Genomic DNA, 22,911 nt, shown 5'->3' on the forward strand with positions numbered 1-22,911 from the left:
CCAGGACACCCGAAATCGGGAACCCCCTCATCGCACTGAAAAAAAATTTACTTCACGTCGATCCGGGTCAGCCAGAAGCCCAGGGTGTCGACCCGGATCGGCAGCGTCTCCCTCAGCGAAGCCAAGGTGCGCGTCATGTCGTCCACAAGAAAGGTACCGAATACCCGGACCTGAGCAGCTTGCGGGCTGATGCGCAGCAGGCCGCCGTAATATGGGCGCAGGGCTTCCACCAGCTCGCCCAAGGGTTCGTCCCGGGCTTCGATACGCCCCTGTACCCAGTCATCGCGAGTACGCATCGACGGTGCCACTGCCACACTGCCCCGGCGGTCGAAGGCAAAGGCCTGGCCCGCCTCCACTCGCCGGGCGCTGCCGTCGGCAGTGGTCAGCAGTACGCTGTGCTGCTGGACCGAAACCAGGCAGCGCTCAGACTCCTGGCGCACCATGAAGCGGGTGCCCAGCGCGCGTACCTCGCCATGAGCGGTGGCGACAATCAGCGGCCGTGCGCGATCAGGCGCTACCTGCACCTGCAGGTCACCCGCGCGCAGCACTACCCGACGCTGCCGAGCGTCGAAGCGGATATCGGCCGCACTGCGGGCGTTGAGGCTCAGACGGCTGCCATCGGTAAGCATCAGGGTCTTGCGCTCGCCGGTGGCGGTGTGGGCGTCGGCCAGCAGGTCGGCCACCGGGGCCAGGCGGTTGAGTACACCGACGCCACCGGCGCCCAGCAGCAAGAGTGCCAGGCCCTTGCCCAGCAGGTTTCGCCGCGAAGGGTTGGGCATCGCGCGCAAGGCACGGCTGGCCACCTGTACTTGCCCTGGCAGCCCCTGCAGATCAGCCAGCGCAGTCTCGAGCACACCGTTCACCCGTTGCCACGCGGCCCGATGCTCGGCGCAGTGCTGGTGCCATTGCGCGAACGCCTGATGCGCGGGGTCGCTGGCCGGCAGGTGCTCCAGGCGCAGCATCCAGTCGATGGCCTCGTGCAGCAGCAGCTCAGGGGTTTGGCTGCTCATGTGCCGGCGCCGCTCAGGCAATGCAGGAAGGCGCGGCGCAGGTCGCGCTCCACGGTGGCGAGGGAAATGCCCAGTTGCCGGGCGATCTGCGGCTGAGGCAGGCCATCCAGGCGACTGAGAATGAAGACATGGCGCACCCGCAGCGGCAGGCCGTGCAGCATCTGGTCTATCTGAACCAGCGCTTCGTGCACCAGCGCGAGTTCTTCTTCGGAGGGGGCACAGGCCTCCATGAAGTTGGCCAGCTCTTCCAGGTACGCCCTTTCCAGCGCTCGACGACGAAACAGGTTGCTCAGCAGGCGCCGTGCGACGGTGGCGAGAAAAGCACGCGGCTCCTCGATGGCGACCGGCTGCGGCGCTTTCATGACCCGCAGAAAGGTGTCCTGGGCCAAGTCTGCAGCATCGTGCGGGCATTGCAGGCGACGATAGAGCCAAGTCCTCAGCCAACGATGGTTGGTGCCGTAGAGCTCGGAGAACGCATCTTTGACGGGTTGGTAATCTGCCACGACGACACCGCACTAATGATATTTCTTCTCATTATTATCTTCGGTTCGGGCTTTACACAACCTCCAAGGTCTTCAAAGTGACCCGGCAAGGCTTGACCCTACCGTAAGGGGCAGACTTTACCCTTGGCACTTCATTACCTGGAGTTTGTCATGAAGAGCAAACGCATGCTCGTAATCCTCGGCCACCCTTCGAACGACAGCTTTTGCGGCGCTGTGTCCGAACGTTATGTCGAGGCTGCCAAGCAAGCAGGCCACGAGGTGCGCCTGCTGCGCCTGGGCACCCTGGACTTCGATCCGGTCTTGCACGATGGCTATAACCAGATCCAGTCGCTTGAGCCCGATTTGATCGACGCACAGAACGACATTACCTGGGCCGAACACCTGACATTGGTGTACCCGATCTGGTGGGGCGGCATCCCGGCGTTGCTCAAGGGGTTCTTCGACCGCGTGTTTCTGCCCGGTTTTGCCTTCAAGTACCGCAAGGGCTCGCCCTTCCCGGATAAGCTGCTCAAGGGCCGCACGGCTCACCTTCTGGTGACCATGGACACGCCGCCGTGGTACTACCGGTGGGTGTATCGCATGCCGGGCCTGCACCAAATGCGCAAGACCACCCTGGAGTTCTGCGGCATAAAACCCCTGAAAACCCTGACCTTCGGTCCGGTACTGGGCTCCAAGCCGGAACAGCGTGAAGCCTGGCTCAAACAAGTCCAGGCAGTCGCCAGCCGCTGACCGGCCCCGGTCGGGCCGCGCACCTGCGCTGCCCAGCCGAGCCTCCCTGCTGTGACACCTTGTCCAACCTGGCTTCCCACCCCTTGACGCTTGTGCAAAGATTTGCGCGCTTGTAAAAGCGCGCGACATCTTCTTGCTTCTGATGCGTCAAAAAAGGGATTTTCATGTACATCGGCAAAGCCGCCCAGCTGGCGGGCACCACCGTCAAGAGCATTCGACATTACGAAGAAATCGGCCTGTTGCCTCCCCCGCAACGCGAAGGCAAGTACCGCATCTACAACCAGCAAAGCGTAGAGCTGCTGACCTTCATCAAATGCGCTCAGCAACTCGGTTTCAAGCTCAAGGAAATGCAGGCCATTCTGCAGGATCATCGTGGCCAGGAGCTGCCCTGGGATCTGGCCATGCAGGCCATCGATAACAAAAAGCAGGAATTGATGGGGCAGATCCAGGCCTTGCAGCAAGTGCATGACGGCTTGGTTGAGTTTGAGCTGAGCCTCAAAGATGCTCAGATGCAATGCCAGTTCGAACACCTGGAAAAAGCCCGCTGAATCCGCACCGCCGCCCCTTAACGGCCATGGCCCCCGGCGATTCAGCCTGGCATGGGCTCCCCCCCGGCTGCTCGCCAACTTGCACTGCTGGCTGCGGCACAATCGAGGCAATTTTTCAGCCTGTATTCAAGGACGCAGCGAATCAGCATTCAGTACCGCCTGACTTGTTGGTCTGAACTTTGCTGTCCGCCCTGGCTTCCCCTGCATACCTGGCACGCAAACATGCGGCTGAAGGCAATCCACCTACAGGGGTTCGCAATATGATCGATCAAGCGACAGGCATGAAAGCAGGTGAACGCTATCGCGTGGAAAACATCGAGCGGGCGCATCAGTTCCCAGGCTTCTTTCAAGACGGCAAGTATTACCTGGGCCCTGAGCTTTTGACCGCCGTTGGCTGGATCGAAGGTACGCGTTTCATCTACGACAGCGTGGATGCCGAAGGCGAACCGGTGTTTCCGAACCGGGAGGCAGGCACGGTTGAAGGGCTGACGTTGACCTTGGTCGATGGTACCGCCCTTGAAATCTCCAGGATCGAGGCCAGCGAAACGTTCGCGCCACTCGACGAGCACAACAAGTCTGCCACAGAGCGCGAATCGCACCGCGAGGGCTACCCAAGCAGAGGGCCGCTGCGCGGCAAAGTCGTGGTGATAACTGGCGCTTCCAGCGGTATCGGCCGTGCCACCGCGCACGCATTTGCCTGCAAGGGGGCTCGCCTGGTGCTCGCTGCGCGGGATGAAGAAGCGCTGTTCGACGTCCTGGACGAATGCACCGACTGCGGTACGGATGCCATAGCGATCACGACCGACGTCACCCGCAACGACCAGGTGCAAGCGCTGGCCGCCCAGGCTGCAGAATTTGGCCACGGACGGATCGATATCTGGATCAACAACGCCGGCGTTGGCGCGGTCGGCAATTTCGAGGCAACACCACTGGAGGCCCATGAGCAGGTCATTCAGACTGACCTGATGGGTTACCTGCGCGGCGCTTTTGTAGCCCTTCCTCTCTTCAAGCGCCAAGGCAGCGGCATCCTGATCAATACGCTGTCCCTGGGCAGTTGGGTGGCCCAACCCTATGCAGCCGCGTACTCGGCGAGCAAGTTCGGCTTGCGTGGCCTGACAGAGGCACTGCGAGGGGAATTGACGGAGTTTCCCGACATCCACGTGTGCGATATCTATCCGGCAGTCATGGACACACCGGGCTTTCGAGACGGCGGCAACTACACAGGACATGCGCTGACGCCTCCAGGCCCTGTATATGATCCCGAACTTGTGGCAAAGGCCATGGTGGCCTGCGCAATATCACCTCGAGCTCACACCACGGTCGGCGCCACGGCTCGCCTCGCGCATCTGGCCAGCTACCTGGTACCAGGCCTGCCTCTGTTATCGGGGTGGCTGACGCGCCGGGGGATAAACCGTAGCCCGAAAGCCGAAACCTCATCAGGCAACCTCTTTGAGCCGCCGAGTGGCAGGAGGAGTATCGACGGGGGCTGGAGGAAGTCAAAAGACAAGACGCCAATACTAATCGGCGCAGCGGCGCTTGGAATGATCGTAGGTTTTGCGATCACCCATTCACGCCGCAGGAGCTGAACAATTGTGCTGTCAAACTCGACGCAAGGCGGATCAGTTCCAAAAGTTGGCGAACAAAGCTCTGCGGCGCCACAAATGCTCGCACGGGTTCTTTCGCGCAACCCGTCGGCCCAAGCGCAAAGCCGGGGAGCAAATCGCTCTCTGCTTGAAGTCGGAGTTGAACACAGACTTTCCTGTGTGACGACATGAGGTGAAAGATCATGGCTGACAACCAAAGCAATCGTGGCCGCCAAGGTGGTTCCGCACAGAACAATCCAGGCAATTTCGCCAACGACCGTGAAAAGGCGTCGGAGGCAGGTCGCAAAGGCGGCCAGAGCTCCGGGGGCAACTTTGCCAACGACCGTGAACGCGCCTCCGAGGCTGGGCGCAAAGGCGGAGAGAACAGCCACGGCGGCGGCCGTGGTAGCGAAAACCGCTAACTTGAAATGAGTTCGGCCAGGGTGCATGGCACCCTGGCCTTTTTCTGTAATTGACCAAACGTCCTGCGGCGTTTTCAAGCTACAACGAAGCAGTGAGTCGCCCCTTCCACGCTTCGTACCTGGCAAGCAGCGGTTGAACGCTCAATCCGTGCAGCAGAATGCTCAGCGCCACCACCGACAGGACCAGGTTGATGCTCTGTGTAGCTGACGTAGCAAGCAGCCCATGATTGAGGGCGTAGAACAGATAGTAGAAGCTGCCGATGCCTCGAATGCCAAACCATCCCAAAAGCCCACGCTGGCGGATATCCAGCATTCCTCGAGCCGGGAACAGGAGAATGCTCAAGGGACGAATCAGCAGGAAAAGCGCTCCGGCGACGAACAAGGCCCGCCAGTCCCAATGCTCGATGAGCACAACCCCGAGCATGGTCACCAGAAACACCTCCATTGCCCGTTCGATCAAGCTGCCGAAAGCCAGCATGTCCCCCAACATGATGCCTGCTGCCACCTGCGAGTCATCGAGGCCTTGCACATTACCTTTGACGGCCATTTCGGGAGCCACGTGCTGGTGCCCTACCACAGGCTGTACCAGGTGTTCAGCAGCCGGCTCTTCGGGGCTGTTGGAAGTCTGAACTTCCGCCTGACGTAAACCCAGGCCAGCAGCGAACACCGCGAGAAACCCATAGGCCTGAATCGACTCGGCGCTCACGTAAGCCACCGCGATCAGGGCAAGGGCCAGGTAATCATTGGGCGACACGGTACTGTCGTCGTTGCGCAGGCGCAAAAAGAGTGTGAGCTTGCCCAGGCCGCGCCCCATCCAGTAACCAAGCAACAGGCCTGCGGTCACTGCCCACAGCATGTCCTTGAACAACCATTCACTGAACCATGCCTGGCCGGTATCCTGCTGAAGGAACAGCCCGAGGATGACGAAGGGAAACGCCACGCCATCGTTGAGCCCTGCCTCGCCAGACAAGCTGAAACGCACCGGATCATCATCCCGGGCATCAACCACCTGTACCAGGGTGGCAAGCACAGGGTCTGTGGGCGCGAGTATCGCCCCGATCAATACCGACATCCCCCACCCCAGGTCCAGGCCGTAATGCAATACCAGCGTTACCCCGCCGATGCAGACCAACATTACCGGCCCCGCCAGGTAGAAGGCGCCCCACCATCTGCAGTCATGCAAGGGCAGACGCAACTTCAAGCCGCTGAAGAACAGCGAAAACAATACAGCGACTTCGGTGAGGTGCTCCATCCAGCCACTCGACTTGCTCAAGTCCAGCTGAAGAAAACCCAACCCCGATGTGCCCAGGCCTATACCCAGGGCAAGGCACACCACGGACGAAGTCACAGGAATCCATCGCAGGTAGGAGGATGAGAGCGCGAGCAGCAGCAAGACGGCGCCCAGCATGGCGAACCAGACGATGAAGGTCATCGGCGCACAAGCCTTGAAAGAGTTTTCGACTACGTTTGGACTTTGCGGCGAAACAGGTCGTTCCGCTGCATTGGCTGCGTTAGCCCTCCATCCTGGCGAAATTCGAACCCCTGGAGTGCGGCGCACGCAGGGGCATTCGTGGCTTCGATGCCCAGGTCACGGGCAGTCACGATCTTCAACCTTTGCTACGGCGCGGGTCAGCCGAACGTGGATAGGTGCGTTCCTCTTCGAGGGTGCCATCCGCCTTGTGGATCTTCACCGATGCGGTCTTGCCATCGAAGAAATCCGCAAGGGCACTGACTAGTTCCTGCTTCGTCGCCGCTCGTTTGGAAGCTCGTTCAGCACCGGCTTTCTTCAACTCCCAACCATCCGATGTCGGGCTGAGGTGATAATTGTCCATCGTCCACTCCTCACGGCTAAATGGATTCGCCGTCATCCTGAATCTCTTCCTCCGCCTCGGCAGCGTCCGTGGCATCAGCGTCGTTCAAGGGCGGCGAGGTGGGCTTTTCCGGATCGTTGATAAACGGTACGTCGCTTGGCCCCTTTTCCTCAGAGCCTTCAGTTTGCGGCTGCATGGCAATTCCTCCGAACAAGTGGACTGGATGCCAGAGTTCACGTAGTTCACGTGCCTTCGCCAGTACCCAAACAATCCCGGCATCGATAGTTCATGCGCTATTGAGCATGCAAGGCGGGAATAATTCCATCGGATTGGCAGGTGACAATGCGGCAGACTCAATGTCGACCATAACCTGCGCAAGGCTGGTCGGCGCTGCTCATGGCATCACTCCGTGCGCCTCGAAATATCGGCTCAAGGTACTAACCTCCCCTTCAGGATCAGCCAGCGCGACATAGTTGTCAGGCCGCAACAGGTAAGCAGCATTTCTGGCAACGCCGGCTTTCTCGTACGCATGCTCCCAAGCGAAAACATGCAGTGCAATGCTTTGCCTGCCGCACCATCGGATCAAATCGGCCTTGGCTTCACCGTAAACATGCACTTGCCACTGAATGGCTGCCAGTGAAGCGTAGTTATCCTCGGTGCCGACGGGCAGCCAAGGCAGGCGATCACCGCCCTCAACGCCACCGGCCTTGCCCTGGCTCAGCGGGCTTTCGCGGTAATCGAGGGTGGTTTGCGAAACCACTCGGAACAGGTACTCACGGACGTTTTCGCTCTTGTATGCAACGCTCGCGAAGAGCGGCGCGATGCGAGTACGTACGAAGTCGGCAAATCCGCCCTGAGCGGTAACGAACGTGAACAGTTTGTCAGTTGTCTCCACCAGCGTGCGGGCAAACGCCTGGCGTTCGATCTGGTAGCTGTCAAGCAATGTGTCGGGCGCCTTCCCTTTCAACACCGCGGCCAACTTCCATGCCAGGTTGATCGCGTCCAGAATACCGGTGTTCATGCCCTGCCCTCCCGCCGGGCTATGCACATGCGCAGCATCGCCGAGCAGAAACGCCCGGCCACGGCGGAAATGGTCCGCAACGCGATGGTGAACACGGTAGGTGGAAAACCAGTTCACGGCGCAAATCTTAAGGTTCAACCCGTTGATGGCATCATGACCAACGTCCTCGAACGTCAGATGTTCAGGATGCTCGGCTCGCTCGTCACGCACGGTGCCAATCAGGCGGTATTGGTCCTTTTCGCCGTAGCACAAAAGCAGCACGAAGTCGGATTTGTCAAAAGCGATGTGCCCCTCACCCGCCGGCTCGACGCCAGTTACCCTGACATCCGCAACATAGAAAAGCTGTTTGTAGGTGCCGCCCTCGAAACCGCTGCCGATCGCTTGCCGAACAAGCGACCGAGCGCCATCGCACCCGGCCACAAAAGCCGCAGTGAAGGATTCCTCTCGCCCATCAGCATGTTTCAGGAGGGCTGTGACATGGCTTTCACCCTCCTCGAAAGACAGCAGTTCGGTCTGCCGTTCCACATCCACGCCGAGTGACTGGAGCTGCTGCACCAGCAGGCGCTCATGGCGGTCCTGGGGATAGACCAACACGAAAGGATACGCTGAAACCTCTCTGCCCGCGTCGCCCAAGGGGATACGCGCCCTGTGCCGACCGCGTGCCCACATGTTCATGGCAGGGGTTTTATAGCCGGCCTCTATCACTGGCTCGGCCAGACCGAGCTGGCGATAAAGCTCCAGCGTGCGGGCTTGAACAGCCATGGCGCGAGAAGCTTCGCCCGGCCCACTGCTCTTGTCGACGATCCTTACGGCGACGCCTTGCCTGTTGAGCCAAAGAGCAAGAACCAGCCCGGTCGGACCGGCTCCGACAATGAGAACGTCGGTCTGCGCCATGATCTCACCTCGAACATCAATGACTCTGGATTCATCAATGTTCTTGGGAGCGCGCAAAGTCAACGTTTTATTGGTCGTTCGCAATCAAGGGGGCATTTACCCCCCCGATTGCCAAGGTTTTGACCCTCATGATTGGAAACCGTGGAGGGCCCTTGCATCGGTCATTGCAGTTCGGGGAATGCAGCGCCAAGCAGGCCCGGATCCTTCAGGATCGATGCGCTGCTGGCAATATCCGGGGCCAGCCAACGATCCTGGGCATACGCCGGGACCCGTTCGCGCAACAACCGCCAGGCAACGCTGGTACCTGCGCCAAAGCGCTGCTCCTTGAGGAATTCGAATGCCTGGGCCGCCAACAGGTATTCGATGGCGAGGATCTGCGTGCAGTTCTCCAGGGCGCGGTGCAACTTCAGTCCGGCATTGGTGCCCATGCTCAGATGATCCTCCTGCAGGCCGGAGGTGACGTAGTTGTCGACGACTGCCGGTTGTGCCAGCTGACGGTTTTCCGCACACAGTGAAGCGGCCACGTACTGAACGATCATCATGCCCGAATTCACCCCCGGCTGGCTGACCAGAAAGGCCGGCAAACCGCTGACCAACGGATTGATCAGGCGATCGAGACGACGCTCGGCAATCGCCCCGATCTCGGCCACCGCAATAGCCAGCAAGTCGGCCGCCATGGCCACCGACTGGCCGTGCGGGTTCGCCTGGGAAACCACCCGATACGACTCGGGCGTACCCAGCAGCATCGGGTTGTCAGTGGTGGAGTTGAGTTCGGTTTCGATCTGCCGCGCAGCGTGTTCCAACTGATCGCGCGCGGCGCCATGAACCTGCGGAATCGAGCGAATGCTCAAGGCGTCCTGGGTGCGAATGCCTTGGCTGCTGGCAATGATTTCGCTGCCGTCGAGCAGGCGACGCAGGTTACTGCCCACGCGCTGCATGCCGGGGTGCGGTTTCATCGCGATGATTTCAGGGTCGAAGGCATCGAGTTGACCGCGCAGTGCCTCGAAGCTCATGGCGCTGATGACGTCCGCCCATTGGCTCAACCGAGTGGCGTCGTCCAAAGACAGGCAGCTCAGGCCAGTCATGCAAGGGGTACCGTTGACCAGGCACAGGCCATCCTTGGCACCCAGTTTGACCGGCGCCAGGCCGACCTCGGCCAATGCCTGCTGCGCCGGCATGATCTGGCCGCGATAGCTGACCTGACCGACGCCCAGCAAGCTGATGCTGATATGCGCCATGTGGGTCAGATACCCCACCGACCCCTGTTTCGGCACCTGCGGCGTGATGTGCTGGTTGAGCAAGGTCAGCAGTGCCTCGACCACCTTGCGCTGCAGGCCTGAACGGCCCTGGCAGAAATTGATGATCGCCGCGCACATTATCGCCCGGGTCTGTTCGTCCGACAGCGCCGTACCCACGCCACAGGCATGGCTGAGCAAGGTGTTGTGCGACAGCTGGCTGAGTTGTTCGTCCTGCAACGAGACATTGCACAAGGCGCCAAGCCCGGTGTTGACGCCATAGGCGCGGTCACCGCTGGCAACGATGCGCTGGACGATCGCCTGGGCGTTCTCGATCCGCGCCCAGGCCGATGGGGCCAGCTCAAGCTTCGCGCCATGCCGGGCCACAGCTACCACATCCTGCCAACGCACGGGCGCCTCGGCGATGATGATTCTTTCAGCAAACGACATACACGCGGTTCCTTAAAGCGAAGCTACGCGACGCTGCACGAAACGATCGACGTATTCGTCCGCAGGCTGGTAGAGGATTTCTTTCGGCGTGCCGACCTGGACCAGGCGACCGTCCTTGAGAATGGCAATCCTGTTGCCGATACGCACCGCCTCGTCCAGGTCGTGGGTGATGAAGACGATGGTCTTGTGCAGGGTCTTCTGCAGTTCCAGCAACTGGTCCTGCATTTCGGCGCGAATCAGCGGGTCAAGCGCACTGAAGGCTTCATCCATCAGGATGATGTCGGTGTCGGCAGCCAGGGCGCGGGCCAGGCCGACACGCTGACGCATGCCGCCCGACAACTGGTGCGGGTACGACTTTTCGTACCCCTTCAGGCCGACGGTGTCGATCCAGTGCAGGGCGCGCTCTGTGCACTTGGCTTTGTGCTCGCCACGGACTTTCAGGCCGTAGGCGACGTTGTCCAGCACAGTGCGGTGCGGCAACAGGCCGAAGCTCTGGAACACCATGCTGATCTTGTGCCGGCGGAATTCGCGCAGGGCTTGCATGTCGTACTGCAGAATGTCCTCGCCATCGACCAGGATCTCGCCGCTGGTCGGGTCGATCAGGCGGTTGAAGTGGCGCACCAGGGTCGACTTGCCCGAGCCCGAAAGCCCCATGATCACGAAGATCTCGCCGCTGCCGATGGACAACGAGAGATCGTTGACCCCTACCACGCAGCCGGTTTCGACCAGGACCTGATCCTTGGCTTTTTTCTGGCGGATCAGGTTCAGGGCATCTTCGGCGCGAGCACCGAAGATCTTGAAGACATTCTTGACTTCGATCTTGTTCATCGTCTGTTTGGCGCTCATTTGCCCACCCCATGCCGTGGTCGGCCGTAGGCCTGGGTAATACGGTCGATCACGACCGCCAGAATCACGATGGCCAGGCCCGCTTCGAGGCCTCGGCCCACATTCAACGTCTGGATGCCGACCAGGACGTCTTCACCCAGGCCACGAGCACCGATCATCGAGGCGATGACTACCATCGACAGGGCCATCATGGTGGTCTGGTTGATACCGGCCATGATGCTCGGCAACGCCAGTGGCAGCTGCACGCCGAACAGTTGTTGCATGCGGTTGGCACCGAAAGCGTTGATCGCCTCCATGACCTCGCCATCCACCTGACGAATGCCCAGGTCGGTCAGGCGAATCAGCGGCGGCGCGGCATAGATGACGGTGGCGAAGATCGCCGGCACCTTGCCCAGGCCGAACAGCATCAGGACCGGTATCAGGTACACGAAACTGGGCATGGTCTGCATGATGTCGAGCAGCGGCATCAATACCGCCCGCAGGCGATCGTTGCGCGCCGACAGCACACCCAGCGGAATGCCGACCAGGACCGATATCAGCGTTGCTACCAGCATCAGCGCCAGGGTCTGCATCAGCTTGTCCCAGAGGCCGACCGCACCGACCAGGAACAGCAAGCCGACGATCACAGCAGTGGTCGCGACTTTACGGGTGGCATGCCAGGCAATGCCGGCGACGATCGCCAGCATCAGCCACCAGGGCATCGCGCGCAGCAGGCCTTCGAGGTTGACGATGGCCCACAGCAGGGTGTCGGAGATGTGCCGGAACACGTCACCGTAGTTGGTTACCAGCGCATCGACCCAGCCATTGACCCAGTCGGCAATGGAAAACGTGAAGTTCTTGGGAAACATGGAATTCTCTCGAGCAAGTGCATGAAACGGACTGTCGCGTGCCTTGTCCGGCAGGAGCCGGACCAGCCCACACGCTCAGAGTGCCGCGTCGACCTTTTTGGCTGCGTCTTCGCTGACCCAGCCATGCCAGACCTCGGGGTGCTCCTTGAGGAACAACTTGGCCAGTTCCGGCGACTCGATACGGTCTTTGCTCATGCGCGCCAGGTTCTGGTTCAGCAGGTCGATCGGCAGATTGACCTTTTCCAGCACCGCCACCAGTTCCGGCGCCTGCTCGTGGAAGGCCTTCGACAGGCCCACTTTGATGGTCAGGGTTTTATCCACGCCTGGCTTCTCGTCCAGCTTGACCAGGTCGACCAGGCCCATCAGCGGCGTCGGCGACCAGTAGTAGAACAGGATCGGCTCGCCACGCTTGTAGCTCGACAATACGGCGGCATCCAGTGCCGGGCCGGTGCCCGGGCGGAAGTTGGTGTAGCTGCTTTCCAGGCCGTAGCGCTTGAGCATCTCGCTGTTGTCCAGCTCGCAGGTCCAGCCGGCCGGGCAATTATAGAAGCGCCCCTTGTCCGGTTCTTCCGGGTCCTTGAATACCTGGGCGTATTGCCCAAGATCGGCGATGGTCTTGAGGTTGGGTGCCTTGGCTTCGAGTTTGCGCTTGGCGTCGCCTTCGATCACATAACGCGGCACATACCAGCCTTCGACCGCGCCAACGACCGGGGCGCCGACGCCAACGACCTTGCCGGCAGCCGCAGCCTTGTTCCAGACCTCGCTGCGCCCTACCCACTCTTCGGCAAACACCTGAATATCATTGCTGCTCAGGGCGTTTTCCATGGAGATGGAGTTGCCCGGCAGGCTGTCGGTATCACAGCCATAACCATTTTTCAGCACGAACTGCATCACATCCGTGAGCAGCATCCCGCTTTCCCAGTTCAACCCGGCGAATTTCACCGGTTTGCCAGACTCGCACCAACCGGCCGCCTGGCTGGCGCCAGCGGCCGCCAGCAGCCCGAAAGATAGTGTCGTGGTCAGCAGAGCCTTTGTAATTTTCATTGTGATGCTCCCAAACAAGAACATGGATTGCAGTAGTCGAGGGCATCCGGCCCAGAGAGGGTCGCCAAACTGGCTGATGAGCCTTGCAATCGGCATCGGCGTGGCGCCTGTGAGCGGCGGCCACTGCGCAGGAGAAATATTTCACAACCTCAAAAAAGGATAAAATAATATGTCCTGATGTATCACAACGGAAAAACCTATGAAGTTCACACTGCGGCAACTGCGCTATGCGCTCGCAGCGGCCAAGCACGGTAACCTGACGACTGCCGCCATGGAGCTTCATGTTTCACAGCCCTCCATATCGGCGGCCATCAGCGAATTGGAAGAGGTGCTGGGCCAATCGATTTTCGTGCGCCAACGTGGCCTCGGCATTTCGTTGACCCCGTTCGGTCGTACCGTCATGGCCCAGGCCCGTCGCGTCCTGAACGAGGCTCGGACCTTTGCCGAGATCAATGCCGATGCAGGAGAGTGTGTCGGAGAGCTGGTGGTCGGATGTTTTGAAGACCTGGCGCCCTATTGCCTGCCACAAATCGTGCGGCGGATGCAGGAGTCCTGCCCTCGGGTCACGGTCGATATGCGCGAAGGCAGCTTCGATTATGTTGGGAAGCGGCTGGGTGAAGGCGCGATAGAGCTGGCAATCACCTATGATCTGGGCCTGCCGCCGAACACTCGATGCATTCAGCTATGCCAGCTGACCGCTCAGGTACTGCTGGCGGCCGATCACCCGTTGGCCAAGGAGTCGCGCGTCAGCCTCAAAGCGCTATCGGAATACACCCTGGTTGTCACCGATCAGGTCCATAGCTGGCAGCATGTGCTCGATCTGTTCAGTTTCTACGATCTCTCACCCGCCGCTGTGCATCGTGTGCGCACCTTCGAGTTGCAGCGTAGCCTCGTCGCCAACGGGTTTGGCGTGGCGCTGATCTATACCCGGCCATTTGGTGACCGCAGTTATGATGGCCAAGCGCTGGTTTGTCGGCCGACCGAGGAGAAACTGCCAACGCACAGCATCGTACTGGCGCATGATCAGCGCTATCCGCTGACGCCTTCGGCTGAGGCGTTCAAGGAGCTGGCGGTGGCATGGTTCAGGGAACACCCATCGTTTGCATCCGAATGAAACTGCCCCTGGGAGGCGTCATCGCGCTAACGCTACCTGGTCTTTCATCATTCCCACCAACGCTTCGTTTTCCAGCGGTTTGCTGAGCAGGAAGCCTTGTACTTCATGGCATTGGTCATCGCTGAGCAAGGCCAGTTGCTCGGCGGTCTCGACACCTTCGGCAGTAACCGTCATGCCCATTGCGTTGCCAAGATTGATGATGGCCTGGACCACGCTACGGTCGCTGCCGCTCTTGCCCAGGTGCTGCACGAAGCGCTTGTCGATCTTGATGCTGTCGAACGGGTAGGTACGCAGGTAGCCCAGCGAGGAGTAACCGGTGCCGAAGTCGTCCATGTTCAGGCGCACGCCCAGCTCCTTCAGCGCAAGCATGGTGTGCAGCGCGCCTTCGACATCGTTGAGCATGACATTCTCGGTAATTTCCAGCTCCAGGCGATGGGCCGGCAGCCCGGTGGCGCGCAATGCATCGCCGACGTCGCGGACCACATCGCTGCGGCTGAACTGGGCCGGCGACATGTTGACCGAGACCAACACCGCCTGCGGCCAGCCCCGCGCCTTGATACAGGCTTCGTGCAGCACCCAGTTGCCAAGCAGCACGATCAGGTCGGACTCTTCGGCCAGCGGGATAAAACGATCCGGGCGGAGCAGGCCCAGGCGCGGGTGCTTCCAGCGCACCAGGGCCTCGGCCGATGCGATCGAGACCCCATCGACCTTGAAGCGCGGCTGAAAATGCAGCACCAGTTCGCCACGCGGTATGCCCTCGCGCAGTTCGCTTTCCAGCACACGCTTCTCCATCAATGCCGCGTTCATCTGTGCCGAAAAGAAGCGCCAAGTGTTCTTGCCCGCCTGCTTGGCGCTGTACAGGGCTACGTCGGCGTGCCGGATCAGGTCGCTCGGCGTACCGGAGTAGTCGGCCGACAGCACTACACCCAGGCTTACCCCCACTTGCACGACATGCCCTTCGACCTGAATGGGGCGTTTGATCGCCTCGATCACGCGCGTGCAGAATCGGTCCATGTCTGCGTGATCGCCTGGCCGGGTGAGCACGACGATGAACTCGTCGCCTCCCAGACGGGCGACCAGATCACTGTCACGGGTCACCTGGCCGAGGCGGATCGCTACCTCCAGCAGCACCGCGTCGCCGGCCGGATGCCCAAGGCTGTCGTTGATCGGCTTGAAGTTGTCCAGATCCAGCATCAGCAGCGCCACCTGGGGTTGCTCGGCGCCAGGAGCTGATTGCTCAAGGAAACGGAACAGCTTGTTGCGATTCGGCAGGCCGGTCAGGGCGTCATGCAAAGAGAGATGCTGGATCTGGGCATGGGCGGCCACTTCGTCGGTGATGTCGCTGCAAGTGCCACGAAAGCCGGTACAGACGCCCTCGGCCACGATCGCGCGAGAAGCGATCCTGCAGATGCGCTGTTGGCCGAGATGGTCCTGATACTGGCAGCGCAGCGTGCCGGAAGAACCTGCCGCGGCCAGGCTGTGCAGGCAGGTCCGGAGGTTGTTGGTATCACACGATAGCAACTCGGTGATCGAGCGCTGTCGCCACGCTTCGACGGGGTGCCCGGTGAGCTCGGTGAAGCGGTCCGAAAGGTAGGTCAGGCGAAGCAGCACATCCGTTTCCCAGATCCAGTCCGACGCGGCTTCGGCCACGGCCTTGAAGCGCTCTTCGCTCGATTGCAGGGCAGCCCTGGACGTCATCAGGGCACGGTGGCTGCGATCGATCCTGGTGCTGGCCCGGATCGCATAGCGTGCAAACAATGCCATGCTCAGTGCGATGAGCAGTACCGCAATAGCCAAGGGTGCGATTACCGTCTGGATCAGTTCGGTGCCGGGTTGCGGTAAATCCCACGTCAAGGCATGGCCGCTGCCTTCGAGAGGCAGGGCACCGCGCCCATGGCGCTGATCGGCCGAATCGACCACGGCCAGGCCGGACAACCCCGCCGACTGGCCCAGCGGCAAGAGCACCTCGGGCGAGAGAACCCGAATGAACACCATCACCGCGGTTGGCCCCGGCGGTTGGGCGGGCTGGGTCTGCGGGCGGATCAGCGCTGCGACGTACACCGCCGGCTGGCCACGAAACACGAGGTACCCTGAAGACGCCTGTTCGTGCTGCGCTGCTTGACGAGCCTCCTGAAGGATCTTGCCAGCACTGGCGGTATGACGCTCCAGCCCCTGTTGGCTGAGCTTACCGTCCAGGATTGCATACCGAGTCCCGTCATCATCGAGCACATATACACCGTCATATCCGTCGGAGGTATAGAGCGTGGCACCGACGTTGTCCTCGTCGTATGCCCACTGTGTATCGACCTGCCCGCCCAAGTGATCATAGGCAGCCTGCCAGTTGGCATGGGTCAGCAGGAACGTCTTGTCGTTCTTCTGCAACTGGGCCATGGCGGACTCAGCATAGAAGCGGCTTTGCTCCACTTGTCGGGCGTCCAGCGCCTCGGCGAGGCGGTAGAGGGAGAACAGCCCCAGCAACAGGGCCAACAGCAGAATCAGGGAAAACACCACGATCAGTTGCCCGACCACATGACTACGGGTCGACATTTCATTGTCAGCAGAGACGTCCATTGGTTCACCATCGCGGCCTAGGGTCTCCCAGTTGACCGGGCAGCAGGATTGGAGGTCGATGGAGCTGACGACCGGTGGGTGCGGAAGGCAACCTTGAGCGTGATTCGGGCAACGACCCATAGCTGTCGTCTTGCCCAACAGCAATTATTGTGGGAGCGGGTTTACCCGCGAACACCGGCGCAGCCGGTGCCATCCACCGCGGTGCCTGCTTCGCGGGTAAACCCGCTCCTACAGAGTGCGCATCGCGCTTACGATACCAGTCATGTTCAAGCGCCCGCTTCGGGTCGATGGCAACCAGTCGCGAATGGCCGCTATCGACCCATAGCACGTTGGTTTGGTCAAGGTAATGCACGATCGTCACAGCGCCGGAAAACTTTTTTTCGGATCCAGGTCTTCATCTGCCCCCAGTATTCCTTACCCAGCAATGCGATGGTGAAGACAAACAGGACTTCACCAATCACGGCCATCACAGACATCACTATCAGCTTGTTGGGAACATCCAGGAACGGGACGATGGGGAACGCAATCCAATACAGCAACACAGCGCCCAGCATGGCGAACCCGACCCTCTTCCTGATGCTCAGTCCTGCTAGTTTCTGAGGGAGCTCGCGCAGGAATAGCTGAAGGTCATCCACAAGCGTGTATACCGCAGGAATGACCAACAGGCTCAGGATTGTTGAGGTGATCAACCCACCGATGACCGCCACAGCCATGGGGCTGCGGAAGCTCGGGTCGGCACTGCCAAAGCCTAGCGCAACAGGGAGCATGCCTACCCCCATCGCCAATGAGGTCATGATCACCGGTCGGGCGCGCTTGTGGCAGGCGTCCAGTAACGCCTCCATACGCGACATCGGTTTCGTGGCTTCCAGATGGCCTCGGCGAGCCTCGATGGCATAGTCGACGAGCAAGATCGAGTTCTTGGTGGCGATCCCCATCAACATGACTAGGCCAATCAAGGACGACAACGAAAACGCCTGACCCGCTAATAGCAGCCCCAGGAAGGCGCCGCCCAGCGACAATGGCAACGCCACCAGAATGGTAATCGGCTGAAAGAAGTCCTTGAAGAGCAGTACCAGCACGACATAGATCGCCACAACACCGATCAACATGGCTGTACCGAACCCGAAAAACAGCTCCTGCATCATTTCTTCGTCGCCTTGGACGACTTGATGTACGCCTCTGGGCAGATTGCGGATGGAAGGCAACTTCGCAACCTGTTTGGTCAGATCACCCAAGGCGATGCCCGAAAGCTCCACGACAAGAGACACACTGCGCGCTCGGTTAAGTCTCGTGAGCTCGGCTGGACCACCCCTTTGCTCAATCCGGACAACTTGGTTGAGCTGCACTGGGCCGTTGTCGCCACGCACGGTAAGCTGTTCCAATTGCGTCAGATCCTTTCGAATGTCTTGTGAGAACTTGACGATGATGGGGACCTGACGCTGTTCCAGATTCAACTTCGACAGCAATTCGTCAAAATCACCCACTGTCGCAACACGCAACGTGTCCGCGATGGCTACACCAGAAACCCCGAGCTCAGCGGCTTTTGCATAATCTGGGGTCAGCGTGATTTCATTTCGAACGAGGCCGCTACTTGACGAGATATTGCCAAGGCCCGGAATCCGTCGCAGATCCTGCAGCACAGCATCAGCGGCAGTATTCAACAGTTGTGGATCGTCTCCAGTGAGCACCAACTGGTATTTCTCGCCAGAACCGCCGAAGCCTACCTTGCTGCGTACACCCGGTAATTTGGCAATCATTTCTCGCATGCGGGCTTCTATCACATGCTTCTTGGGCCGCTCGCTGCGTGGCGCCAACAATAGAGTCAGCGTTGCGGTGCGAACTTCAGCCTTCCCGCCACCGGCCATCACGTCGCTGCCGACTCCGCTAGTCCCGATAGTGGTATAGATACGCGTTACATTGTCCAGCGTTTCCAGGCTAGCACGGGCGGCTTCAGCAACGGCCTGCGTCTGCTCAAGCGTGGCGCCAGGCGCCAGTTCCAGGGTCACCTGAGTCTGGGAACTGTCATCCGGCGGAAAGAACCCTTGAGGCAGCAGCGGAATGAGTGACAGTGAGCCGATGAAAATGGCCATCGCTATGCCTAACGTCATCCAACGATGATTCAAGGTCCAGCGACTGATCTTCAAGTAGGCGGCCATCCAGAAAGGATCAGGCTGGTGCTGCACCCTTGATTTCATGAAGTAGGCCGCCATCATCGGTGTGAGCAACCGCGCCACCACCAAGGATGCGAACACCGCAAGCGCTGCGGTCCAGCCGAACTGTTTGAAGAATTTACCCGCTATGCCGTCCATGAACGCCGTCGGCAGGAATACGGCGATCAAGGCAAACGTCGTGGCCACCACAGCGAGGCCAATTTCGGAGGCCGCATCCATGGCTGCCTGCAATGGCGTCTTGCCCATCGCAAGATGACGAGCAATGTTCTCGACCTCCACGATGGCGTCGTCGACCAAAAGCCCAATGACCAACGACAAGGCCAGCAATGTCACCACATTGAGCGAGAAGCCCATGACATCCATGCCGATGAATGCAGGCAAAACCGACAGCGGCAGAGCAGCGGCAGAGATGATGGTCGCCCGGATGTCGCGCAGAAAAAGGAAGACAACCAATATCGCCAACAACGCGCCTTCGTAAAGCATGCTCATTGAGGCGTCGAATTCTTCCTGGGCTTGTTGCACGAAATCAAAGACTTGAGTGATTTGCAGGTCGGGGCGATCCAGGCACAGCTTTGCCAGGGTATCCTGCACGCTAGCGCCCACTTCGATTTCACTTGCGCCGCGGGCTCGGGTGATTTCGAACCCGACCACTTGTTGATCACCGAGCAAGGCAAGTGCGTTACGCTCAGCGATCGTATCCTTGATCGTGGCGACTTCTCCCAGCATCACATGGTGTCCGCTTGGCAACGCCAACTCGACATTGGCCAGTTGATCCGCACTCTTCACGCGTGCAGCCAAACGTAGCGGTTGCTTGCCGAGGCCAAGATCAACTTGGCCAGCAGTGACATCTGTTTGCACATCCCTCAGCTGCTGGGAAACCTCAAGAGCCGTTACACCGATGGCCTCCAGTTTCACCGGGTCGAGTTCAACATGGACTTCTCGGGTGGTTCCTCCTACACGCGTGACCGAGCCTACCCCATTGATACGCCTTAACGTACGTGACAGCGTGTTGTCCACGAACCAGGACAACTCGCTTTCATCCATCAATGAAGAGCTGATGGAAAACGCCAGAATGGGACTGCCAGCGACATCGAGCTTGCTGACAATCGGGTCACGAACAGCTGTCGGCAGATCCGCGCGCACTCGCTGGACAGCGGTCCGTACATCATCAACAGCCTCCTGGATGGGCTTTTCCAGACGGAATTCAGCGGAAATGATCACCACCCCATCCTGGATGGTGGTGCGCATGTTCTTCAGTCCTTGGACCGAAGAAATCGAGTCCTCGAGCTTACGAGCGACCTCAGTTTCCAGCTGAGGAGGCGCGGCGCCAGGGAGTGAAGCCGAGACGGATACAGTCGGCAAGTCCATGTCCGGGACGTTTTGCACTTTCATCGCGTGAAACGCTTTGAGGCCGGCGAAACTCAAGATCAGAAAGAGCAAAACGGTGGGGATGGGGCTACGAATAGCCCAAGATGAAAGGTTCATGCTGGGCCTCTATCGTGGATCATGCTCTGGGTGCATATCAGCACCCTCTGCGATCTGAACAAGATCACCGCTGTTTAGAAAGGCGCCGCCAGCGACAACAATACGCTCGGAACCTTCAAGGCCTGACATGACCTCTTGGCGATCATCGACGATACGTCCAACGTCAACTTTAAGCCCCTCCACGCGCTGATCATCATTCACCTTGAAAACCAGGTGAAAGCCATCGCGAGCTACGATCGCCGTCTGTGGCACCATCATCCCTGGCCTTTCTCCCAGGATCACTTCGCCTTTGACGTATGCGCCTGCTGGCATGGACGCGGCGTTTTTTGTCACCGGGCCGCTAATGTCCACATACACCACACCACGGCGAGAAGTTGTATCCACGGTCGGTGCTATCTGACGCACCCGACCGCTCCAATACCCCCCTTCCGGGGACCCTATTCTGGATTCCTGACCAGGACGAATCTTTGCCAGTTGCTGGGCGGTCAGTTCCGCGCGCCACTCAAGACGTCCTTGTCGAATCATCCGGAACATTTCGGTCCCTTGTGCCGGAACCGAGCCAACTGTCGCCGAGCGTGCAGAGATGATCCCATCGTCGGGTGCCCGCAGTGTGGTCTGGCTCAGGTGGAGTTCCTGAACTGCGACCCGGGCACGCGCGGCCTGTACGCGTGCCTGTGTGGCTTGCTCTTGAGTGAGCATCTGTTGAACTTGCTGTCCGCTCAGGCCACCGATATCTCGTAGTTCACGCGCTCGCTCGCCATCAGATCGAGCTTCATGTGCGAGTGCGATGGCCTCATCCAGCGCTGCTTTCGCCAAGCGATAGTCGTGCTGCACTGTGTCCTTTGCGAAGGTGGCAAGCGCCTGGCCTTTACGAACCTGATCCCCCACCTGCACAAGTACCGCATCCACACGCAAGCCGTTCACTTCAGGACCGATGACCGCTTCCTGCCACGCTGCAATGGGACCATTCGCAGTCAAGGAACTGATTAGGAATTGCTCGGTTGGCGCTGCGACAGCCACCGTCAATACGGCTTTATCTATCGCAGTGGGCACGGGCGCCTCCGCGGCCCTCTCGCAAGCGGACAGCAGCATGCCGATGGCTACTAGGCACAGGAGTTTTGCCAGCCTGTGCAGGACGCACGGCTGGTTACCACGGATGGCATTGGTCGTCAGGGTACTCATAGATACCCACCGGTCTTCAACTGGTGCACAGGTTGCAAAGGGCTGCGTTGCCAATCGTCACCAAAAATAGACGGAGTATTCCGTCTCTTTATTTGTGAAAAAAAACACGCTCCATAAGCGTGTTTCAAAAATTGCGTTAAAGACATAAATGTCAGTTTCCTGCTTTTGGTTCCGATGAGAATAAATAGGCTGTGACGAAATCCCGTATCGCTGCTGCCGCTTGGACGGCATTGACGGGAATGCCCACGCTCAACTCGAGCCACAGTCCATTAACAAGCGCGAACATTAGGCCGGTTGCAGAATGGGGAGAAAGGTTCGGACGAATCCAGCCTTCACGTTGCCCCTTGATCAACAGTTCGGCAAACGCCGAGCGCAATTGCTGATCCAGCTCAAGCATGCGCGGGTGATCCTTTCCTCGAGCGATCTCCAGCCAGCTGTCCAGGCTGAGGTCATATTCACCTGGCCAGAACGTGCTCTCCAGCTCTGCATCAGATATCGATGCCAATTGCAGCAGGCCTTCCTTGGTGAACAGATGCTGGCATTGAGCCGCGTAGCGTTCAGACTCGAGATTTACGATTGCATCGATGATTTCGCGCTTATCACGAAAGTACCGAAAAACCGCTCCCGCACTCATGCCCGCCTGGGCGCAGATATCTTCTGTGCGCGCGCCGTGGAATCCCCTTTCCTTGAACACTTTGGCGGCTGCGCTCAGGATTTGGGAGCGCCGGAGCTCATGGAGTTCATCGTTTCGGGTTCGGGCCATGGTTTGCTTGGGGTCATAATTATCGGACTATATCGTCGCATTATCGGAAAGCTCTGACTCTCCGTCAACCCACAATCTAATCCATCCGTCTGGCGCGCAGGCATTGAACCAAGCCATTGCAAGCACGCCTGAAGGTGCCCTAGGCTGCTTCTCATGAATCGGCCACTGACACTGGATAAACAATGATCGAACTACAAGGATGTGCAGAGTTTTCAGGCTTGGAGTGCCGGCCGGTCGGGCCCGCTGACGCAGAAATGATCTGCTCGCATCGCCAGGAGATGTTTCTTGAGGCAGGTGGCGACCCGGAAAACCTGCAAATCATGACTCAGCACTTTCGCCCATGGCTGGAGGAGCGGCTCGGTGACGGTCGGTATTACGGTTTCAAGCTCCTGGATGGCGACCAACCGGTCGCAGCCATTGGCCTGATGAGCATTGATTGGCCTCCCCATCCATCGCACCCGACCGTGGACAAGCGTGGCTACGTGCTGAATGTGTTCGTCCAGCCGGCCTACCGGCGCCGCGGCCTGGCGTCGGCCTTGATGCAGGCTGCCGACGCCGAGTTCGCTCGCCGAGGTATCACCTTCGCTGTCCTGCACGCCACCGAAACGGGTAAACCGGTCTACGAGCAAGCCGGCTGGACGGGTACGTCGGAAATGGCCAAGCCCATTACCTGATAGTTAC

General features: G+C 59.6%; 19 protein-coding genes and 1 pseudogene. 6 read left to right on the forward strand and 14 right to left on the reverse strand.

Features of this window, described 5'->3' with window-relative positions; all coding sequences use genetic code 11:
• Positions 1-47 precede the first annotated feature (47 nt).
• Together JV551A3_RS17170 and JV551A3_RS17175 are read right to left on the reverse strand one after the other, a co-directional pair.
• A complete protein-coding gene (locus JV551A3_RS17170; RefSeq protein ID WP_133973315.1) occupies positions 48-1,010 on the reverse strand; it encodes a FecR domain-containing protein in 963 nt (320 codons plus the stop codon).
• A complete protein-coding gene (locus tag JV551A3_RS17175) occupies positions 1,007-1,513 on the reverse strand; it encodes a sigma-70 family RNA polymerase sigma factor (RefSeq protein ID WP_133973317.1) in 507 nt (168 codons plus the stop codon). Before JV551A3_RS17175 ends, JV551A3_RS17170 begins: the two co-directional genes overlap by 4 nt.
• Positions 1,514-1,663: 150 nt before the next feature.
• On the opposite strand from JV551A3_RS17175, the gene JV551A3_RS17180 reads away from it, so the two are divergent.
• From JV551A3_RS17180 to JV551A3_RS17195, 4 genes and pseudogenes are all read left to right on the forward strand, one after another.
• Positions 1,664-2,242 carry an NAD(P)H-dependent oxidoreductase gene (locus tag JV551A3_RS17180; RefSeq protein WP_133973319.1) on the forward strand — a complete coding sequence of 193 codons (579 nt, stop codon included), beginning with the start codon at positions 1,664-1,666 and terminating at the stop codon, positions 2,240-2,242.
• A gap of 164 nt (positions 2,243-2,406) precedes the next feature.
• Positions 2,407-2,790: a MerR family transcriptional regulator gene (locus tag JV551A3_RS17185; protein WP_133973321.1), complete on the forward strand. Its 384-nt coding sequence runs from the start codon at positions 2,407-2,409 to the stop codon at positions 2,788-2,790.
• A gap of 260 nt (positions 2,791-3,050) precedes the next feature.
• Entirely contained in the window at positions 3,051-4,376 is a 1,326-nt protein-coding gene (locus JV551A3_RS17190) for an SDR family oxidoreductase (RefSeq protein ID WP_133973323.1), read from the forward strand.
• 224 nt (positions 4,377-4,600) lie between these two features.
• Positions 4,601-4,795, forward strand: a pseudogene (locus tag JV551A3_RS17195) (con-10 family general stress protein); the annotation flags it as partial.
• A 79-nt stretch (positions 4,796-4,874) separates the two neighbouring features.
• On the opposite strand, the gene JV551A3_RS17200 reads toward JV551A3_RS17195, so the two are convergent.
• The 8 genes from JV551A3_RS17200 to JV551A3_RS17230 all read right to left on the reverse strand — a co-directional run bounded on the left by JV551A3_RS17200 (position 4,875) and on the right by JV551A3_RS17230 (position 12,944).
• Entirely contained in the window at positions 4,875-6,227 is a 1,353-nt protein-coding gene (locus JV551A3_RS17200; protein WP_133973532.1) for a cation:proton antiporter, read from the reverse strand.
• Between the two features lie 175 nt (positions 6,228-6,402).
• Positions 6,403-6,627 (reverse strand): DUF2188 domain-containing protein, encoded by a 225-nt coding sequence (locus tag JV551A3_RS17205; RefSeq protein WP_133973325.1) that lies wholly within the window; start codon positions 6,625-6,627, stop codon positions 6,403-6,405.
• A 16-nt stretch (positions 6,628-6,643) separates the two neighbouring features.
• Positions 6,644-6,802 (reverse strand): hypothetical protein, encoded by a 159-nt coding sequence (locus JV551A3_RS30700; protein WP_166674271.1) that lies wholly within the window; start codon positions 6,800-6,802, stop codon positions 6,644-6,646.
• Between the two features lie 198 nt (positions 6,803-7,000).
• Positions 7,001-8,521 carry an FAD-dependent monooxygenase gene (locus tag JV551A3_RS17210; protein ID WP_133973327.1) on the reverse strand — a complete coding sequence of 507 codons (1,521 nt, stop codon included), beginning with the start codon at positions 8,519-8,521 and terminating at the stop codon, positions 7,001-7,003.
• 161 nt (positions 8,522-8,682) lie between these two features.
• A complete protein-coding gene (gene hutH / locus JV551A3_RS17215) occupies positions 8,683-10,206 on the reverse strand; it encodes a histidine ammonia-lyase (RefSeq protein ID WP_133973329.1) in 1,524 nt (507 codons plus the stop codon).
• A gap of 12 nt (positions 10,207-10,218) precedes the next feature.
• Positions 10,219-11,052, reverse strand: coding sequence for a quaternary amine ABC transporter ATP-binding protein (locus tag JV551A3_RS17220; RefSeq protein WP_133973331.1), 834 nt, complete (start codon positions 11,050-11,052; stop codon positions 10,219-10,221).
• Complete coding sequence (locus tag JV551A3_RS17225; protein WP_133973333.1) at positions 11,049-11,900, reverse strand: ABC transporter permease; 852 nt, start codon at positions 11,898-11,900, stop codon at positions 11,049-11,051. The genes JV551A3_RS17220 and JV551A3_RS17225 overlap by 4 nt, the downstream gene beginning before the upstream one ends.
• Positions 11,901-11,975: 75 nt before the next feature.
• On the reverse strand, positions 11,976-12,944 hold the full coding sequence (locus JV551A3_RS17230) for an ABC transporter substrate-binding protein (protein ID WP_133973335.1): 969 nt from the start codon (positions 12,942-12,944) through the stop codon (positions 11,976-11,978).
• Positions 12,945-13,143: 199 nt separating this feature from the next.
• Between JV551A3_RS17230 and JV551A3_RS17235 the strand changes: the two genes are divergently transcribed.
• The gene (locus tag JV551A3_RS17235) at positions 13,144-14,058 is read left to right on the forward strand and encodes a LysR family transcriptional regulator (RefSeq protein ID WP_133973337.1); all 915 of its coding nucleotides are present in this window, start codon (positions 13,144-13,146) and stop codon (positions 14,056-14,058) included.
• 18 nt (positions 14,059-14,076) lie between these two features.
• Here the strand turns inward: JV551A3_RS17235 and JV551A3_RS17240 are convergent, their stop codons facing one another.
• The 4 genes from JV551A3_RS17240 to JV551A3_RS17260 all read right to left on the reverse strand — a co-directional run bounded on the left by JV551A3_RS17240 (position 14,077) and on the right by JV551A3_RS17260 (position 22,230).
• Positions 14,077-16,629 (reverse strand): bifunctional diguanylate cyclase/phosphodiesterase, encoded by a 2,553-nt coding sequence (locus tag JV551A3_RS17240; protein ID WP_133973339.1) that lies wholly within the window; start codon positions 16,627-16,629, stop codon positions 14,077-14,079.
• 338 nt (positions 16,630-16,967) lie between these two features.
• Positions 16,968-20,285 (reverse strand): efflux RND transporter permease subunit, encoded by a 3,318-nt coding sequence (locus tag JV551A3_RS17250; RefSeq protein WP_133973343.1) that lies wholly within the window; start codon positions 20,283-20,285, stop codon positions 16,968-16,970.
• Between the two features lie 9 nt (positions 20,286-20,294).
• On the reverse strand, positions 20,295-21,467 hold the full coding sequence (locus JV551A3_RS17255; protein WP_205125953.1) for an efflux RND transporter periplasmic adaptor subunit: 1,173 nt from the start codon (positions 21,465-21,467) through the stop codon (positions 20,295-20,297).
• A gap of 151 nt (positions 21,468-21,618) precedes the next feature.
• Positions 21,619-22,230 (reverse strand): TetR/AcrR family transcriptional regulator, encoded by a 612-nt coding sequence (locus JV551A3_RS17260; RefSeq protein ID WP_133973344.1) that lies wholly within the window; start codon positions 22,228-22,230, stop codon positions 21,619-21,621.
• Positions 22,231-22,412: 182 nt separating this feature from the next.
• On the opposite strand from JV551A3_RS17260, the gene JV551A3_RS17265 reads away from it, so the two are divergent.
• Positions 22,413-22,904 (forward strand): GNAT family N-acetyltransferase, encoded by a 492-nt coding sequence (locus JV551A3_RS17265; RefSeq protein ID WP_133973345.1) that lies wholly within the window; start codon positions 22,413-22,415, stop codon positions 22,902-22,904.
• The last annotated feature ends 7 nt before the right edge of the window (positions 22,905-22,911 follow it).

The organism is Pseudomonas inefficax (assembly GCF_900277125.1).
GTDB lineage: Bacteria > Pseudomonadota > Gammaproteobacteria > Pseudomonadales > Pseudomonadaceae > Aquipseudomonas > Aquipseudomonas inefficax.

Bases quoted from the DNA above. Each gene is read 5' to 3' on its own strand.
- JV551A3_RS17235 (WP_133973337.1), top strand. From the start codon at position 13,144: ATGAAGTTCACACTGCGGCAACTGCGCTATGCGCTCGCAGCGGCCAAG.
- JV551A3_RS17240 (WP_133973339.1), bottom strand. From the start codon at position 16,629: ATGGACGTCTCTGCTGACAATGAAATGTCGACCCGTAGTCATGTGGTC.
- JV551A3_RS17205 (WP_133973325.1), bottom strand. From the start codon at position 6,627: ATGGACAATTATCACCTCAGCCCGACATCGGATGGTTGGGAGTTGAAG.
- JV551A3_RS17260 (WP_133973344.1), bottom strand. From the start codon at position 22,230: ATGGCCCGAACCCGAAACGATGAACTCCATGAGCTCCGGCGCTCCCAA.
- JV551A3_RS17230 (WP_133973335.1), bottom strand. From the start codon at position 12,944: ATGAAAATTACAAAGGCTCTGCTGACCACGACACTATCTTTCGGGCTG.
- JV551A3_RS17180 (WP_133973319.1), top strand. From the start codon at position 1,664: ATGAAGAGCAAACGCATGCTCGTAATCCTCGGCCACCCTTCGAACGAC.
- JV551A3_RS30700 (WP_166674271.1), bottom strand. From the start codon at position 6,802: ATGCAGCCGCAAACTGAAGGCTCTGAGGAAAAGGGGCCAAGCGACGTA.
- JV551A3_RS17220 (WP_133973331.1), bottom strand. From the start codon at position 11,052: ATGAGCGCCAAACAGACGATGAACAAGATCGAAGTCAAGAATGTCTTC.
- JV551A3_RS17185 (WP_133973321.1), top strand. From the start codon at position 2,407: ATGTACATCGGCAAAGCCGCCCAGCTGGCGGGCACCACCGTCAAGAGC.
- JV551A3_RS17190 (WP_133973323.1), top strand. From the start codon at position 3,051: ATGATCGATCAAGCGACAGGCATGAAAGCAGGTGAACGCTATCGCGTG.
- JV551A3_RS17250 (WP_133973343.1), bottom strand. From the start codon at position 20,285: ATGAACCTTTCATCTTGGGCTATTCGTAGCCCCATCCCCACCGTTTTG.
- JV551A3_RS17255 (WP_205125953.1), bottom strand. From the start codon at position 21,467: ATGAGTACCCTGACGACCAATGCCATCCGTGGTAACCAGCCGTGCGTC.
- hutH (WP_133973329.1), bottom strand. From the start codon at position 10,206: ATGTCGTTTGCTGAAAGAATCATCATCGCCGAGGCGCCCGTGCGTTGG.
- JV551A3_RS17210 (WP_133973327.1), bottom strand. From the start codon at position 8,521: ATGGCGCAGACCGACGTTCTCATTGTCGGAGCCGGTCCGACCGGGCTG.
- JV551A3_RS17170 (WP_133973315.1), bottom strand. From the start codon at position 1,010: ATGAGCAGCCAAACCCCTGAGCTGCTGCTGCACGAGGCCATCGACTGG.
- JV551A3_RS17225 (WP_133973333.1), bottom strand. From the start codon at position 11,900: ATGTTTCCCAAGAACTTCACGTTTTCCATTGCCGACTGGGTCAATGGC.
- JV551A3_RS17265 (WP_133973345.1), top strand. From the start codon at position 22,413: ATGATCGAACTACAAGGATGTGCAGAGTTTTCAGGCTTGGAGTGCCGG.
- JV551A3_RS17200 (WP_133973532.1), bottom strand. From the start codon at position 6,227: ATGACCTTCATCGTCTGGTTCGCCATGCTGGGCGCCGTCTTGCTGCTG.